Annotated in this window: 2 protein-coding genes; both read right to left on the bottom strand. The window is 64.2% G+C overall.

The features are described 5' to 3' along the window. Window positions 1-237: 237 nt before the first annotated feature. Entirely contained in the window at window positions 238-9,927 is a 9,690-nt protein-coding gene (locus ACTJKL_RS25725) for a Tc toxin subunit A-related protein (protein ID WP_440854126.1), read from the bottom strand. A 22-nt stretch (window positions 9,928-9,949) separates the two neighbouring features. Next, entirely contained in the window at window positions 9,950-17,566 is a 7,617-nt protein-coding gene (locus ACTJKL_RS25720) for a SpvB/TcaC N-terminal domain-containing protein (RefSeq protein ID WP_440854125.1), read from the bottom strand. Between the last annotated feature and the right edge of the window lie 220 nt (window positions 17,567-17,786).

Here is a 17,786-nt window from a genome sequence, read left to right as displayed (position 1 = left end):
CCCCGGCCTTAATCGGCAGAAAGGCCGCAATCTCCGTATGTTCCGGATTTGTGCGCTTAGGATCGCATAATGTATCACCGGGAACACGGCGATGAATGTAGCTTCGGCGTGGAGGGCAAGTGAGGGCAGGGGGTCGCCTTCGAATCTAAAGCGACAATCTCATCGGGTTCCTTCCTATGTTGTGAAACACGGGTTGAACCTGCGTGACAATTTCCGGGCTCGATCCAACGCACGCGCCTACGCGTCGGGCAACGTGAATTTCAGGAGCAGGTAGATGTCCTCAATCGCGTCGTCGGTCGGCGGCGGGATCGTCACAGTCCAAGCCTCGTTGGCATCGCTGTCGAGTTCGACTGAAGTCGCATTTGCCACATTGGCTTCGCTGTCGCGCTTGACGATCAACATCGCACTGCCCGTTTCGGCGCGCTTGGCGATGTCGCGGAACTGGTGCGGCAGCACCTCGCGCTCCACCTGCAAGGTGGTCGGCGCCGTAGCGCCGCGGAAACGGTGCCAATCGTCCTGCCGGTCGTGTCGCAGGCTGATGAGGCGATAGATACCGGTCTTTGCCGCCTCGTGCCTGATTTCGTTGAAAGCCTTGCGTAAGGCGCCGGTCGCCGCGCTGGTAAGCATGGCACCACCATCTCGTGCTGTATAGCGGATATGGATCACGACGTTCGAAATCGTCCGATAATCGAACAGCGGAAAATCTCGCGGCAGTGACAGGGTCCAGTCCGAGATCGCGCCGGTCCCTTCGAACGGCCGGTAGCGATCGTCCGTGAATGAGGTGTCGAACATGCCGGTGTCTTCCCGACCAGTGCTGCAGACCATCATCTGCTCGAACGGCAGGCTGATCGTTTTGAAGCGCTCGTCCCCGTCGCCGGTGCGGGGATAACTTGTGCTCGTCGGCGTCGTCTCGACCTTGATGCGGACCGCGTTCGAGTTCTGCCGCAGTGTAGCGTTGACGGGGGTATAAGGCCCAGTGACGCCGGCAATCGAAATCGCCACCGAGTGGATGCGCCGGAAATAATGTCCGGGATTGTCGAGATCGAACAAGGCCTCGTCAAGCGCGAAGTCGCAGGAGCCGGTTTCGCGCAGCTTGACCAGTGCCCAGGGATTGATGTCCTTGAGCGAGAAATGGCGCGTCAACTCGGGACCACGCCGCGCCTGCTCCAGATAGGAGGCCTCCAACTGACTGAGCGCAAGCCGCATCGGATCGGCAGAATAGAAGCCGCGCAGCGATGCATCCCAGAGATTAGAAGGCAGGTCCGGCGGGTCTGTCTGCCAGTCGTAGCGATAGCAGGCCTGCGCCTGTTCGACGGCATCCAGCACCATCGACCAGGCGCGCTTCTGCAGATCGACGAGGCGAGTTTCAATGCGTGTGTAGAGTTGTTCGGCGGTGAACTTGCTAGCAAGAAAATTTTCCACTGCCTTGATCCGTGTCGTCTGTTCGATGTGGTTGTCGCGGTCCTGCACCATTTGCTGCTTGTGCAGCGTGGCGCCGCGCTTGAGCTGGTCGATATGGAGGATTTCGGCGGCGGCGGTGTTGAGGCGCTCGGCAAAGTCGCGTTCGCGCCAGATGAAGCTCGCCTGCTTGCCCGCGTTGCTGGCTAGAAAACCGAGCATGGTCGCACCGGCGCGCATGGCCCGCGCGCCCGCCGTCAGCACTGCGCCAAGCTGGACGCCGCCGAAATGCACGGCGGCGCCGGCGCCCAGAGGCTTCACCGCGCCTTCGAAATTGGGAAGCACGGAGATCACGCCCGCCAGACCTTCCACCACGCTCTCGGCGGCATTGACGGCCGCAGCCTCAAACGAGCGCACCACCTCATCCTGCTCTTCTGCGAGGATCTTGCCATTCTGCAGCTTGACCGATATCGGTGTGATATTGATCGCGTTCAACGGATCGCCGGGGGCGATGGCGATGTTCAGGTTGGCGCCATCCACGAGCTTGAGCAACCGCTTCGGCGCATAGCGGCCATTGGCTTTGACGGCGCCGGTGTCTGCATCGAGCTCGGGACTGGCGACCTCGTCGAGCGCGCCGAGCTGCTCGCGCATGTTCTCCCAGCGCACGGCGGCGATGGCACGCTGCGCATCGAGCGCGACAATGTTCTGCTCCGCCTCGTTGATCTGCTGCTGTTTGACGACGGCGATGAAGTCCTGCATCTCGCGCTCATGCGTTGCGTGCATCAGTTGCAGATGCTCGGCCTCCTTTTTCTCGAGTGTGGTGAGCAGCGCCGCGATGATATTCGCCAACGCTTCGACGCGCTCGCGGGCGATGCGCAGATGGACGTGGAAGCGATGATGCGGCCTGTCGGTGCCGAGTGCGCCATCCACCGCAGCCTGCAGGTCGGCGCCTGACGCTGCAGCCTTGACGAGAACAGCGGGGTCGATCTTTGGGCCGAACAGCGCTGGCTGCCGACGCACGCCTTCGAGCGTCATGCCATTGCGCAGCTTGTACAAGCGGTCAGCGACGAGATCGAACAGCTCAAGGAATTTTGAGTCCGGCGGCATGCAGAAATAGCCGGTGGCGGCGGTGCGCATCAGCGCGCCGCCCGTGGTCGTGCCGGTGCTCGGGCCTGTCACGGCCGTCAGCGCCGGCAGCTGCTCCTCGATGGTGAGCATCACGTCGCCGAGCTCGTTCAAACGCGGCCGCAGTTCGGCATAGCTTTTCGCTGGCACGACCGTGCGCTGCGACATCAGCTCCGGCTTGCGGCCCATCATCGCGCTCGGCACGAGGTAAAGCTGGAATGCCTTGGCGAGGCTCGTTGGATCGTAGCGGCGGTGGAAATATTCGCCCCACTTGAGCCAGGCCTGCACTGTCTTGATGAACACGAGCTTCTTCATCGCATCTGGGCGCAGGCGAGCGATCCGATACGGCTGATACGGATAGAGGCGCGACTGCTCGATCTGCGCCAGCAACGCCTTGCGATCGGGATCGTCGCTCGTGGCCGCCAGTTTCTGCACGAGCTGATCAAACGGCAGCTGGCCGGGCTCGCGAAACGGCAGAAACTTCCACGCTAGTTGTGGGTCCTCGACCGGCGACAGCGGATCGAGAATGCGACCAAGCGCCTTGATCGCCTCCTCGAAATGGTTGCCCTGAAGCAACAGATCGGCGACGAAGAGATGGAAGTCGCGAAATAGCTCGTTGTTGTAGACGCCGAAAGGCGTGCCGGCGCCGAAGTCGACGCTCTCGACCATGGCGGCATTTGTCACCTGCTGCGGATCGGGGTCGTAGCGCTCCTTGAACGGCTGGCTGCCGGCCATGCTCAGCCGCTGCGTCGACTCTCTAAACAGCGCTTCGCTGCCGAACTTGCGGATCGTCATCGCGAACTGATCGGCGAAGGGATGGAAGAAGGGCGTGAAGGTCGCCTTGATCGAGGGGACCTCGACACTGCGCATGCCGACACCGAAATAATTGTGATCGATGACGTCGTAGAAATCCTTCAGCGGCTGCGCCACCGACGCCGAGAGCGTCGTCTCGGGAACGATCGCAGCTGCCGTGACGAGGTTGACATCCAGCGCCGGCAGCGACTGAAATGTCGGGCCGATGCTGGCCTGGACCTTCTCCCTCTGAAACTTGACCCACGGCGTGTTGCTCGGCGCCTCGGTGGAAATCGCGGTGGCGATCGCTTTCGCTTTCGCGATGATGTCGGTATTGAACGGATCATAGGTGCCGACACCGGTCTGGTCTGGCTTCGACACCGCCTTTTGGACCGTGGCAGTGGCCGGCACGACGTCGACATGGTAACTACGCTGCGAGTCGGTAAGGAAGAAAGGGGCCGCCAGCGGCTTACCATAATATTGGTTGAGTGGTGTCAGCGTGCGTGGCGGCCCCCGCCTTAGCACCGTGAAGCCCTCGGGCTTGTCACTCGTCGTCACCGCGGCGAGTCCGCCTTGTCCGGCCAGTCCCATGAAGCGGCGCGAGGTGCCCACGAAGTCGACATGATCGCCCGATGCGTTGCCACTGGCGTAGCGCACGTTGACGCTGGCGCGTAGGTCGTCGAAGGCGAAGGTGGAGAGCCGCAACGCATCCTTGCCGCTCGCCTGTTCGAACAGGTCGATGGCAAGCTCGTGGGGATTGCTCAGATTGGCCTTGAGAAACAGGTTCTGCGGCGGCGGAAACTCGGCGGTCTCGAAGAAGAGCGGCGCGCCGATCACGCTCCCGAACCCGCCAGTGCCGACCGCGAAGCCGGTCGTCTTGTAGGTCTCGTGGAAATCCGCTGACACCTGCCGCGGCAACCACGCACCATTGTCGTAGCGGCTCCAGTTGAGCTTGATCTCCCAATATTCCGGCGGCGGCGATGAATTCGATTGGCCGGTCTTGACGTCGATCGCCGGACTTTCATTCGGCGTTTCCACCTTGCGCACGAGGCTTGGCCAAAACACGTGCAGCCGCCGCTTCCACACCACCGGAATAAGGTGAACGCCGCCGACCGGCTTGGCCGATTTCCCCGGCGTGCGACCGCCCGGCCGGTCGCGCTCAACCGCCTGGATGTCGAGCTTCATCGGTTCCCACGCCGTCCATTCGGACGACGCCGCGTAGGTGTTGAGGCGCCGATAATAATAGTTGCGCTGCACGCCGCCGCGCGTGCGGCCGATCACGTGCAGTACGTTCTTGTACTTGAAGGCTTCGTCGGGCGTAAAGTCTTCCTGCAGGAAGGTGCCGCAAATTTCGAGATTGGCGACTTCGCCCAGCCGCTCGACATAGGTCGTCAAGGCCTGTGTGATATTGTTGGGCGTCGGTTCGTTCTCGCGCGTGAACGCCATTAGGTCCTTGAAGGCGGGCGTGATGTCGTCGCGCAACGCCGGGTCGAGATACCAATGGGTGAAGGCCAGCACCTCCATATTTGCCTGCCAGAATCGGAAATCGCCGAGCGTGTCCCACTCGGGTCCGACCTGTGCCGGCGAAATCCGCAACCTTGGGTCCGGATTGAGCAGCTCCAAGCCCAGGCGGATGCGCTGCACGAAGATCTGCGACACCGCATGCGCATTGGCGATGCGCGAGGTCACCAGAAACGCGTTGATCTGCGGGTCGATCAGGAACTCGCTGAACAGCGCATCCTTGTTGGCGAGGCCCTTGCTCTCGAGCAGATAGGCGACGAGCGCATCGCGCCGCTTTTCGCGGATCGGATCGTTCAGCTGCTGGCTGACCGTGAGCCACGCGTCCGGATCATGCCGTTCGCGCACGCCGGCCATCAGCGATTCGAGCGCCGCATCGCCGGTGTCGTCCTCCTCGAGATCGTTCGCTAGGGCAGCCAGCTGGTCGGCCGCTGTCGCCGCCGCCTTGGCGATGGCCAACCGGTCGTCGATGGCGATCAACGTTGCGAGCGGATCGGTGTGCAACTGCACGGCCGGCGTAACGTTGATCATCGCCGTGACGATGGTGAGCACGTCCGCTGGCTGCACTTGCGCCAGCGCCGCGACGGCCGCGACCACAGGGTCGGTCCAGGTGGCGCTGTCCGGTGCCGCCACCGCGGTAATGGCCGGATCGAGCAGCGCGCCGCGAAGGGGGAAGCGATCGCGCCATTGCGCATAGTGGGAGGTGCGGTCCCAGATTTTCTGTAACGCTGCTTGATCGGGGGCGGTCAACAGCGCAGTCAGATTCGCCGGCAGGATGCCGAGGCCGCTGCCGAGCCGGGCGAGATCGATTTCTGTCAGCGTGAAGGTCGACAACAGCGTGCCGACGCGGTCGATCTGTTGCAACACCGCGATCGCCGCAGCATTGCTGGCATCGTCTTCGGGCCGCTGGAACGGGCTCAAGGCCGAACCAGCCTGCCGTCCATGGATCAGTGCCGGGGTATCAGTGAGCTTGCTGACAACCGCCGGCGGCAGCTTAAACGCTTGCGCCAACGTTGTCTTCACGATCGTGCGCCGTTGCGCATCGACCATGACCGGATCGCTGCCGGGCGGCGTCGCATAGGCGAGGACCGCGGCGCGGATTGTCTTCAGCATGCCGGCGAAATCCTTGCCAGCAGCGTCGTTGTCGGCTTTGCCCGTGGTGAAATATGCGCGCGCCGCGCGTTTGCCGGCATCGCCCGAGGCGCGGATGGTATCGACGAACGCGGCAAGTGGCGCCAGTGTCGGTGGATCCCCGAACGGCGAGCCGCTCGCGGTCAGCGCCAGATATTCGGCGGGTTGTAGGCCGAGCGCGCGCGCCAGCGCGGCCTCGCGATAGAGGCGGGCCAGCGTTGCGAGCGTGAGCTTGGTAATGCCGAGACGTTGTGCGAGCGAGGCAATGTCAGCGGTTTTCCAACCGAAGGCGGCGGCGACGGTCTTTTCGTGGCCGGCGAGATTGGGCGCAGCGGCCAGCACTGTACCATCGCTGGCGCGCATAAAGATCTTGTCGAGCCGCGCCAAACCGGTGCGGATGAACAGCCGATCGTAGAGCGAGTCCGGTCCCTGCGCATCCATCTCGGCGAACAGTACCGCAGTCCCGGACCAGTCGAGGCCAAGCGTGTCCTTGAGGGCGGCAAGATCCGCGAGCGCGCACAGTTGCGCTTCGGGCGCGCCCGCCGACGCAACGGCGCCGAGCGCGAGATCGAGGTCGTGAAAGGCGATGCCGCTGCGCCGCGACAGCCGCACGAAGCGATGCAGCTTCAGCCAGTCGTCGGCTGAGAGCGGCGAGCCGTCGACATGGCACAGGCGCGCCTTGTCCGTGTCGAGTTCGCCGGGCGGATCGATGAACAGCGCCTGCGCCTGCAATGCAGTCGTAGCGTCGCTCCAAGTCTTCAGGTCCGATAGCGGCAGTTGCACCCAGTCGAGCAGCGCCTGAAGGTCCGCGGCTGCAGAGGCGAAGCCGCCCTCGCGTAGGATCTTGAGTGTCATGACGCCGATGGGCAGGCGGTCGAGCACCGCGCGTGCGCCCGCGCTCCAACGGCCGCTGAGCACCCGCGTCTTCGTCAACACGTTCAACTCGCCCACGGTCAATCCGAGCCGCTTCGTCGCTTCCGCGAGGATTGACACGCGCGACAGCCAGTCGGGCGTGCCGACTGCGAAACCGTAGAGCGTTTCCGACGCGTAGGCCGTGTCGGCGCCGGCGAAATTCTTACCGGTCAGAATCTGCCAATCGATCGGCAGCAGGCCGAGACGTTCGGCGGCAAGCCGCGATGTCGCGCCGGCACCGGTGCCGAACTGCCGGATCAGGTCGGCGCGGCTGACGCCGATCTGCGAGAGATAAGCGCGCGTCGTCGTCGTCACGCGGCTGAACGGCAGGCTGATCGGGTAGGTGGCCTTGGCTAGCGTTTGATAGGCCTTGCTCACCACGTGCTGCGGCTGCGCGGCGAGCTCCTCGCTGGTAATGTCAAGCGGATTTTGGTTTGCCTGCGGCGGCAGCGTCGTCGCATAAGCGATCTGACTTTCGAGAATCTCGTTGATGAGATCGATGGTCGGCAGCGTCGTGTTGGTGTTCTCGCACGACAGCTTGATATGGACGAGGTCGGGGCGCCGACCGACAATGCCCTTGGCCGGATTGCCGATCAGCACGTCTAGCGGCGTGACGCCAGCGGCGTTCGGTGAGCAGCGCTTGTCGAGAAACTCGAAGACATTGACGAGATAGGCGGGCGCGCCCCACAGCGACCGGCATTCCTCACACTCGCACATGTTGCTGTTGCCGAAGAGCTGTGCCCATGTCGGCACCGATGTCGGATCGACGCTGCGTGTGATCAGTGCGGGCAGGGGATCGAAGGCGGCCTGATGCAAACCCATCAGCATCGAGCCGGTCGCTTCCATCATCGCCGTGGCGGAATCGTGCACGGCGCTCAACGCCGTCTGGGTCTCAAGCGGGGCTCCGTTGAAATTGGCCAGGAAAGCCCGCTTTCCGAAACGGGCGACGTCGAATGCGCCGGCGAACGGCTTGCCGGTCGGTGAATTGGCGGTCACAAGCGCGGACAGCACGTCCGGTCCGGCGCTGACGACGTAAAGCCGCTCGACGCGTTTCACTGTCGACACCGCTTCGTCGGGATCGTTGATGCCATCGAGCAGTTCGGCGCCGCGCGTGGTCATTAGCTCGGCAAAGCCGCCACTGCCGAGTTCGTATTCGGTCTTGACGACGATCCGCTCCATTAGTTGCGTCGCGCCTGCGCTGAAGTTGTCTGGTGTCTGGCCGCTCCACGCCCTGGCGAGGCGCGCCACCACGGCAGTCGGGTGCGCTGCTTCGATCACGCCGGCAATGCCGCTTGCGAACCGCTTGCGGGCGTCGTCAGGCGTTTCGCCCTCGCGCGGCGGCGGAACTGGAGCACCATTGTCCCGGATGAGCGTGTCGATCCGATCAATATCGAGATCAATCGCGAGCTCGCGCAGGGACGTTGCCTCGCGGTTCGACGCGCGGATGGCGTCGATCAGTTCGACATTATTATTGGTCAGACTGGCGAGTTGCAGCGAGAGCTGCAGGCGCGGCACGTCGACCTGGGCGTTGTTGGTTTTGAAGGTGGCCCAGAAGCTCGGGATATCGGCGGCACGATCGCCGAATTGCTGCAGCAGGGTGGCGCTCGCGTCGGCGTCCGGCACGAACGCCTTGAACGTGTCGCCAAGTGCGCCGAGATCGCCACTCGCTGCAACCGTCAGCACGGTGTGCGCCGCCGCTTTTCGCAGGTCGACCGTGAGCCTGTTGATGTCGTTAGCGACGTCGTTGATGACGGCCTCGCTCACGGCTTGGCGGTAGGTCGTGATCAGCGTCTCCGCCGGCGTGGCCGCCAGCGTGCGCGCATCGCGGATGCCGAGCAGGCGCGTGAACGCGTACATCACCTGCGGATCGATGTCGTTGAAGTTGGTCTTGCTGAGTGTCCAGGCCACTGCCAACGCCTCGACGCGTGCAAACTCGCGCGACACCTCGCGCGCGGCGAAGGAGATATCGCGGTAGCGCGCCTCGTCGAGATCGGCCGGCGACCGTTCGCGCAGCAACGGCGCCAGCGCCTGAATCAGGTCTTCGTACTCGACCACCGTTTTCGCTAGGACGCCGGTTGCAACCAGCCGCACGGATTCCTTGCGCCGCGCTGGAATGCCGAGGGAAATGTCGCGAACCGGCATCGGCAGCTCGGCGGTGACGGTGAGATCGCCTTCGACCGGCAGGCGCGTGATCGCAATCGGCTCGACCGGCTCGCCATTGATCCGCACCACGAACATCAGGTCGGCAATGGGCGGCGCCGCATCGGCGTCGGAGAACTGCTCAAGCTTATAGGTGATACGAAACGCGCCGTCGCTGTTGGTGATGTAGTGCTCGTCGCCGAGTTGCTGCCAGTTCGCGCCGATATCGCGATCGAACAGCTGGATCTCGGCTTCGGCAATCGGCGCGCCGCCGGCGTCGAGCAACTCGCCGACGACCATGTAGTCGACGAACGTCGTCTCACCCTCGATCGGTCGCGTGCGCGGAATGCGGAGATCGATCTCGGTGTGGCCGTCGCGGTTTGGTGTCGGTTCCGATTGCGCCTGCAACGCGCCGGAGACATCGTAGGCGCGCGCCACCATGACAAGGGCGTCGGTCGGTCGTTCGATCCCGGGCCGCTCGCGCAAATAAAAACGGCGATCGTAATAGGCGCGGTAGCGGCCGCCAGCGTCGACCGGGACGATCGCCGCGGCAATGCTGCCGAGATTGTGCTGATCGTCGACGCGCACCAGGCAATCCTGCGCCGGCGCGCCATCTTCGTAGTACACGCTGCCGGAGACGACGGCGAGCAATTCGCGATCCACCAGCGCGTCGTTCACTTTCCTAGCGGCGGCCTCCGTGATCACGCCACTGGAATTGACGCCAAGGCCGAGTCGGTCGAACAGATGCGCGACGGCGCGTGTCGTTCCAGTGCCGAAGCGCTGTTGCGTGATTTCATCGGACGGCATGTCCGGAAGATCGAGGCGCTGGAGGATCGCGTGCAGATTGGCGACCGCTGCACCCGACGCACCAGGAACCAACGCCGTCAGCGCCACGATCAAGACCGGTTCCATCGCGACCTCCCTTTACGTCCGGTTAGAGCCCGAAGCCATAATTCGCCCAGTTCATATGGATCCAGTTCGGGAACTGACCTTCGAACCAAGCTTGCGCACAACGTTCGCACGCAGCACCCGAACTGGTCGTGAGGCCGCCGCCGGCGCCGGCTTCCTGAAGTGGGAGAATCGCCGACCTTTCAACATGCGCTTGGATGGCAAGACGGCTTCCGGCCATGATCGGTGGTGGACCGAGCTGCGTTCCTGGCGGCAGCTGGATGTGACCGCCAGTGACGAGCTCATGGGCGCCAGGATTCGAGAACGTGATAGCGGTGATGCGCTCACCGTTGACGATTGTGGTCGCGCCGCCCACTTGCGTCGCGCGAGGAATGTAGTTGCCCGCGGGCGTCGGCCATCCCATGTAGGGCTGCACCTGCGCGTAAACCTGATTGACCTGACCCTGTAGTTCGCCGCCCATCGTTTCCAGTTCGCCCATGAACTCGAACGGATTCTGCGGCGGCGGTGGAGGCGCGGGCGGTTCGAGCGGCGGCTCGATCGGTGGTATGGCGCCGCCGCCTGCGCCGGCGAGTTGCTCGAGCGCTGTTTCCGCGACCATAGGTGCCACAACCGACACGCCGACCTCGACCGCGGTCAGCGTCGTCTGCATGCCCTCGAAATTCTCTTTGATCTCGAGCTGCTCGACAGTCGTTGGATGCGCGACGGGAGGCTTTGGGCCGAGCGGGTCAAGCGCCAGGTGCAGACCCTCCTTCAGGAACGGCGTGTGCCCGGCAATGAGGCTGATGCCTTTGTCCATCAGCCATTTCTCGCCGCCTGACTTGGCGGCTTCCCATTTCTCCTCTTTGGTGACGCGATGGATCTCGGCGGCGTCCTTCTTCTCCTGCGCCTTCTTGGCTTGGCCTTGTCGCAGCCGGCGTTGCTGTTGCAGCACGCGATCGGCTGAGGGCTTCTTCGGCTCTTCGAGATGCTTCGGCACGTCTTCGGGGTTCTTGTAGACCTCGCCGATCAGGTCCGCGTCCTTGATGCGATTGGCTTCCTCCCAGGCCTTCTGCGCCTCTTTCGACTTCGTCCCGTTCGGATCGACGAGCTTGATCGGATTGCAGCGCCAGGCGACATATGCGCTCAGTCCATCGACGAGGCCGGCGGGATCGCACGCGGTCCAGCGGCCGTTCCAGGGCATGTAGTAGCGGGCGCGGTGATAGTAGAAGCCGCTCTCGTCATCGCGTTCGCGGCCAGTATAGCGATAGCGCTTCGACGTCTCGGTGGCGGCGCGGATTGCGCCGAGCGATGTCGAGCCGAACGGATGATACTCCTCGTAGGAGACGATGGCCGCATTCTCGTCGAGCTCCAGCACCGCCGAGCCGATGTGATTGTCGAGCTGCCAGCGCCACGCGCGCGCGGGCGCCGGGTCTGAGCCGTCGACATCGATGGTCCGCGTTTCGATGTCGAGCAGCGAACCGCCTCCCCCGTCATCGATGCGCAAGGTTTCGCGTTCGCGGGTGATGGTACCGGTGCTGCTCAGCCGCCGAAACAACTCGAAGCCGCCGAAATAGATGCGCTCCTCGCGAAAGGCGATGCCGCCGCCCGCATTCGGCCGCTCGACGATCTTGCGCGCGCGCAGGCCGCTACCATCATAGACGTAATAGACGTTGCCGCCGCCGCCCAGGCTCGCGGACTGCATACGGTCCTGATCGTCGAAGACGATCGCCGCCAGGCGGGCCGTCTGCGTGATGTGGCCGGATGCGTCGTAGGCGAAGCTTTCCGTTGCCGGCTGGCCATTGGCGCCGACCTCCGTGCGCGTCAGGCGGTTGTTCTTCTTCCCCGGCTCGAACGGGCTCGGCTCGTTGTAGACGTAGCTGCGGGTCCAGCCGCTGCCGCCGGCGGCGTGCTTGATCTCCATGAAGTTGCCGACCAGGTCGTAGCTGTAGGTCTGCGTATAGTTCCGCATCAATTGCGGATCGGTCGGAATCGGCGACACCCAGCGTTCGCTGTCCGTGTCTGAAGGCCAGGATTGATTGGTGTTGCCGCGATGCTCGCGGCCCTTGGCCTGCGTCAGCCGATAAAGCGAGTCATACTGATAATCCATCTCCGGCTTCACGACCGCGCCGGCAAAGATGATGGTCGGCTGCGCCGTATCCTCGATATGCGTGACGTTGCCGACGGGATCGTAGGTGTAGGAAAGCGCCTGCAAGCCGCCGGGCTGATCGCCGGCGAATGCGCTACCGCGCGTCGTCGTCACGCTGTCGAGGCGATGCGTCTCCGCATCGTAGCGATAGGTCGAGGTGACGCCATTGCCGTAACGGATCTGCGTGCGCTGGCCCTTGGCGTCATAAGTGACGGCTTCGACCGCCTTGCGCGTGGCGGTTGCGGGATCGAGCAGACTGGTCGGCACCGTGACGGCGCCAAGCCAGACGCTGATCGCGTTGAGCCGCCCGGCTTCGTTGTAATGCGGCTGCGCGACATTGATCGGCGCGCCGGGACGCGAGGAGCGCGGCGCCACGATCTGGATCTGCCGCCCTACCGCATCGAAGCGCGCCGCACCTTCGAAAGACTCGTCGGCCAGCACCGTATTGGCCCAGTCTGGCTTCTGCGTATGGTCCTTGGCGAATTGCCGGCGCGAGTGCACCAGATTGCCTTTGAAATCATAGGCAAGGTTGGTGAGGACGCCGGCGCCGTCGAACACCTGATATTCACGGCCGCGGAGGTTCTGCGCCGCGCCCTGCGCCTCGCCGTAGATCTTGCGCGAACGCAGATACTCGCCGCCGGCATCGGCGATGAACAGGTCGAGCGGACGCCGCCCTGCATCGTAGGTCAAGCGCTGTACATGACCGCGGCTGTCCCAGGTGCGGATCGGCCCGCCGTCAATCGCGAACAGTGTGCGGATGACGCCGCCATCGAGGCTTTCATCGACCGCCAGGCGGCCGAACAAGTCGTAGTCGCGCCGGCGAACGATCCGGCCGAGCGGATCGCGCGTCTCGCGTTCGAGTCCGGCAATATCGATCGCCGAGACGGTGCGAACCGGCGCGCCGTCGAGATTGGCGATCACCAGCATCACGCGGCCGGAGGCGTCGATGAAACTTTGCCGTGGCGTATCGCGATGCGCTTCGGCCTTTTGCGCGGCCTGCTGCGCAAACGGACCCTTGCCGCCGCCGATCCGTTGCGTATACCACGTGGAGCCGCGATCACTCGGATCGAGACGGGCAACATACGGGCCGATATCGGGATCGGTCTCCGGCGCATCGATGCGTACGCAATCGTTGGCATCGAAGGCATGATACTGCCAGGCATCGAAACGGATTTTCTCCAGCGTTCCGTCCGGCCGCAGCGTGCCGATGCGGCGCAGCAGCGGATCGTAAAACACGATGCTGCTCTTCCCGATGCGGATATCGCCCTCATACGTCGGGGTGTCGCGAAAGAACGGTTCGTATTGACGGACGACGGCGCCCTTGTTGTTGAGGATCGTCCAGCCGCTGACGATCCAGCGCATCGGAACGTCGGGACCGCCGGGCGTGAGAGGCCCAGGCTCGCAGATCGTTCGTCCCTGAATCATCCGGCCGAGACCGTCGGTATACGTCACGGCGATGCGCACGCGGCTCGCTTGTCCGGCGGGCAGATCGGCCGCGTGCATTTCGCGCGTCAGCACGATCGTGCGCACCGGTCCGTGACCATCCTTGAATGCAGCGACATCGTAGAGCGCACGGCTGCTGGCGGGCCCAAGCAACGCCGCTGCCTGCGCCTGCAGCGCGACCGGATCGGTCAGCGCCAGAAAGTTGAGTGCCGGCGCAGCGAGATAGCTGTCGGCATCGGCAAGCGTTTCGCCGAGGCCTTCGCCGTCCTTGCCGGTCATGGCGATGGCACTCGGATGCCCAAAGACATCGAAGGCGACGCGCGCGCGATTGCCGTTGGGGTCGATCGTCTCGCGCGGCGCCAGCACGCGATAATCGTAGGCGGCGCCGACAACATTGCCGACCGGATCGGTGGTCGCCACGGGCACGAGATAGTGCGGGTCATAGTCGACAAAGGCATGCGCGCCGAACTGATCGCGAGTCGCGCGCGGAAGAAAGAAATGCGCGCTCCCTTGCGTGCGCTCGGCGGCGGCGCGCGCGTCGCGTTCGGCCGGATTGGCAGCGTCCTCGGGATGTTCGGCGGTGCGCTCATAATAGACGCGCCCGGACGGCGCCCAGGAATTGCCGTCGCCGTCGAGATCGACATAGCCGCCTTCGCTCAGCATCGCCGCATTGGCGGCGCCGTTGAACAATCGCTGCAGCAGCGGTGCGGTGAAGGCGAGGGCGTAGCTCTCATAGGGCAGGGCGCGCGGCGGCAGCTCGCCCCACGCCGCGGGGCCGGTGAGGTCGTCGCGGCGAAAGCGCGTGCGGCCGCGCTGCAACAGCCGCTTCTGCGGCGCGGCGTTGGGATCGACCGTATCGGTCGGCGTCAGTGCGGTAGCGGCGATGGCAAGCGCCGCGATGGTGTCGAAGGCCAGCGGCCAGTTGGCATCGCTGACGCCGAGGCCGCCGAGTTCATAGCCGCGCGTTTCGGCAATTGCCGGCAGCCGCCAAGCACTGGGCAGATCGACCGCGTTGGTCATGTCGGCCTGTGTCAGCACCGCCTGCGTTGCCACCACCGGGGTATCACCGAGTGGCGGGCGTCCGAATGCAATCGCCACGCGTTCGAGAGCATTGCCCCAGGTGTCCACGCGCGTGGTGAAGTCCTGTGCAATGCGTGGCGCGGCGATGCTGCGCTCGAGCGACAGGTTCAACGTTTCGCGCGGCAGCACCAGACAGATCGCATGCTGGCTCTCGCGCGCCGACTGCCGGACCTGCACGGTCATCGCGTATTGATGAATGGTGTAGGGAATGGCGGCCGCCGCCGTGCCGTCGAGGCCATAAACCTCCTCGCGCAGCAGGCTGCCCTTCAACGCCCGGCAGGCTTCACGCCAGTCCGGTGTCGCCAGTGCCGGCGGCAACACAGCCGATGATAACAGCGTGCGGCGATGCAGATCGCTCCAGGTCGGATCGATGCCCGTTGCCGGCGCGCCAAAGTAATCGCGCGCATAGAGCGCGCCCATGTCGCCATCGGCCGTCGGCAGGCCGATATGATACCAGCGCCGCGTCAGCACCGGCGGAACCGAGGCGGCGGCGACGAAGTTCGCTGCCTCGCTCGCGTCGTAAGTGCCGTCCTCCTCGGTGTCCCATTGCTCGACGTAGCCGAAGCCGCGAAACTCGCGCGCGACGCCGTCGAAATAGCCGTGATGATAGGCATAGCGCGTCGCGAAGCGATGGCCGTTGACGAGGTCCCGCGTCTCGACGCGTTCGACGACGTTGACGGGAAACGGCAGGCGCGTCACCCAGTGGGAGCCCTGCAGACGGTCTTCTAGAAGAAACCGCGTCGAGGTGGCGTAGGTAATCCGCGTCTCCGCGCCGAGATTGTTGCGCGTCGCGGTGAGCAGATACGGCTTGTCGTCGCCCACCAATGCCACGTAGCGCATCGGCTTGTCGCTCGCGCGCGACGACCACACGAGACAGGCGGTGCCGTTGCCGAGGAGGTCGCAGGCCTGCACCTGTGACAGCGCGTCATGATGCGGAACGGCATCGAGGTGCCGGCCTTCGGCAAAGCGCGTGCCGGTGCAATTGCGATAGACCGACCATCTGAACTTATCGAGGTAGACCAGATCGGCGGTGCCGGAGCCGTCGGTATCGATCAGCCGCACGCGTTCGGCATCGAACGGCGCGTCACGATCGAGCGGTGGCGCTGCGTCCATTGCCTGCTTCGCGCCGAAATGGCCGTAGCCGAGATTGGGCCAGTAGCAGACCTCGCGCGCCCGGATCCGCACGAGGTCCGGCAGCCCGTCGCCCGACATGTCGGCCGTGAAGATCATCTCCTCGGCATTGTGAAAGACGAGGACGGGCGCGAGCTCCTCGCTGTCGGCGTGCAGTGCGGCGCAGGCCGCGGCAAATCCCTTGGTGCCGAGGCCTGAATGCCAGGCCACCTGATCCTGTTCGGTGATGACGAGGTCCGGCAGTCCGTCGCCGGTGAGATCGAGCAGGCGCAGGCTGGGGTCGCGCCAGTCGATTCGGGGCGCCGATGGAAACGGCGTCAGCGGCCGCGCATCGGGAGACTCGACGAGGTCGAGATAGCCGGGCGCGACGGAGTCGAGCGACAGCGCCTCGCTGCGCCCGTCACCATCGATGTCGAGGAGTTGCAGTTCCGGCGTAACGCCTTGCGGCAGGCGCGACAATGTCTGTGCCGCGCCGATGCGCACCTGCGCGTCGTTGCCACCGGCCGTCGTCAGCGGCGAAACGTTGGGTTTGAACAGCAGCGCTTCGGGCGTCTTGATCAGCGCGCCTGGCAACGCATCGCCGAACAGATCGACCCATTGCACGCCGGCATCGTCGAGGCCGGCTGGCAGATTCTGCAGGCTCACATCGTCGACTGGTTTGACATCCGCCCATTGCTCGGGCGGCAGGGAATAGGTGAATTGCAGCGGCGGCAGCGCCCGCGCCGCGCGCGCGCCGGTCGACGTCTTGGCGAAGCTCCACGGCGTTATCGATGTGAGCAGTGACGCTGCTGCGTCGAGGCGATAGGCAAACACCTGGCCGTTGACCAGCGTCGCCGGTTCGCCGAGTTCATCGGGGAAGCGATGAAACAGCAGCACGCGCTGGCAAAAGCGTCGAGTGCGGATTTCGAAGCCGGCGCGGTAGGTTGAGAACGGATCCGGTCGCAGCGTCCAGGCGCGGCTTTCGGCTGGTGTGGGATTGTCCTGGTCGTGGTCGCCGTAATCGAACACAAGTTCGAACATAAAATCGTCGCTGCCCGGGGTCGCATTGCCGTAACGCACGCGCTTTGGATAGGCCTGCACCAATGTGTCCGCGGGCCTTCGCTCCGCGGCCATGGATGCGTCGACGCCAGCATCGTCCTCGCGCTTGTAGTCGATGCGCAATCGGTTGCCGCGATCGTCCAACCGCTCGCGCAGCAGCCAGGCGAACGTGGCGCTGGTAGGGTGTTGCCGCGGCCGTCCAGCGATCCGCGAGGCGGCGTCCGGACCGTACACGCTGGTGACATTGCCCGACGACGTGACGAGCCAGTGCTGCTCTCCCGTCGTCTTGTGTGTCCAGCGCTCGATGCGGGAAAATTGTCTCTCGATGCGCGGCGCGTAGCGGCGGATGACGTAGCCGTCGCGTTCGTCGACCACAGGCGCGCCCGAGGCAGCACGCAGCGGCACAAGGTCTTCGCCGGCAAACTGGAAAATGTCGCGCGCGTTGCCGCTGTCGCTGTCCATGTAGTACGGCAGACCGCGATCGGTCTTATAGCGGATTGAGGGTAGATCGAGCGTCCACCCCCAGCCGAAGATATCTGCGCCGAGCCCAGAATCATAAGTGAGACTCAGGCCAGCGTCGAAGCCGCGCGCGCGCGTGGATGGAAGTGGGAATGACAGCGTCGGCGTGCCGTTGATGGCATTAACGCGAAAACTTTCGCCGATGCCTCGAATGGCGCCGCCACCTTTAGGGAGTTCCAGCCGTGGGATCGTGAAAGCCGGCTTCGGTCCGGAGGGTTCAGGCGATAACGGTTCTGTTGTGCCGTCATCGCGTGGCCGCACATTCTGAAACGCAACGCCGGACCTTTCGCCTGGAGCCCAGGACATGCGTCTACCTCCGGTTAGCTTGGTCAATTACGACATTGACAGTGCTGATGGCAGCCGCGTCGAATATTCGCCCCTGTCAATGTCCTTGATCTTCTCCATACGCTCGAATTTTTTAGTCGGGCCAAAAAGCATAAGTCGCTTGGCGGTTAATTAGGGTCTACTTTTTTGTGTGTTTTATTCGCCGTTAGCGACAATGCCGCTACGAGCGGGCATGCGCACC

The organism is Sinorhizobium sp. 22678 (assembly GCF_052044265.1).
GTDB classification, from domain to species: Bacteria; Pseudomonadota; Alphaproteobacteria; order Rhizobiales; family Rhizobiaceae; genus Sinorhizobium; species Sinorhizobium meliloti_A.
Note: the sequence above shows the minus strand (reverse complement) of the source record. Positions and strands in the feature narration are given on the sequence as shown.

Bases quoted from the DNA above. Each gene is read 5' to 3' on its own strand.
- ACTJKL_RS25725 (WP_440854126.1), bottom strand. From the start codon at position 9,927: ATGGAACCGGTCTTGATCGTGGCGCTGACGGCGTTGGTTCCTGGTGCG.
- ACTJKL_RS25720 (WP_440854125.1), bottom strand. From the start codon at position 17,566: ATGTCCTGGGCTCCAGGCGAAAGGTCCGGCGTTGCGTTTCAGAATGTG.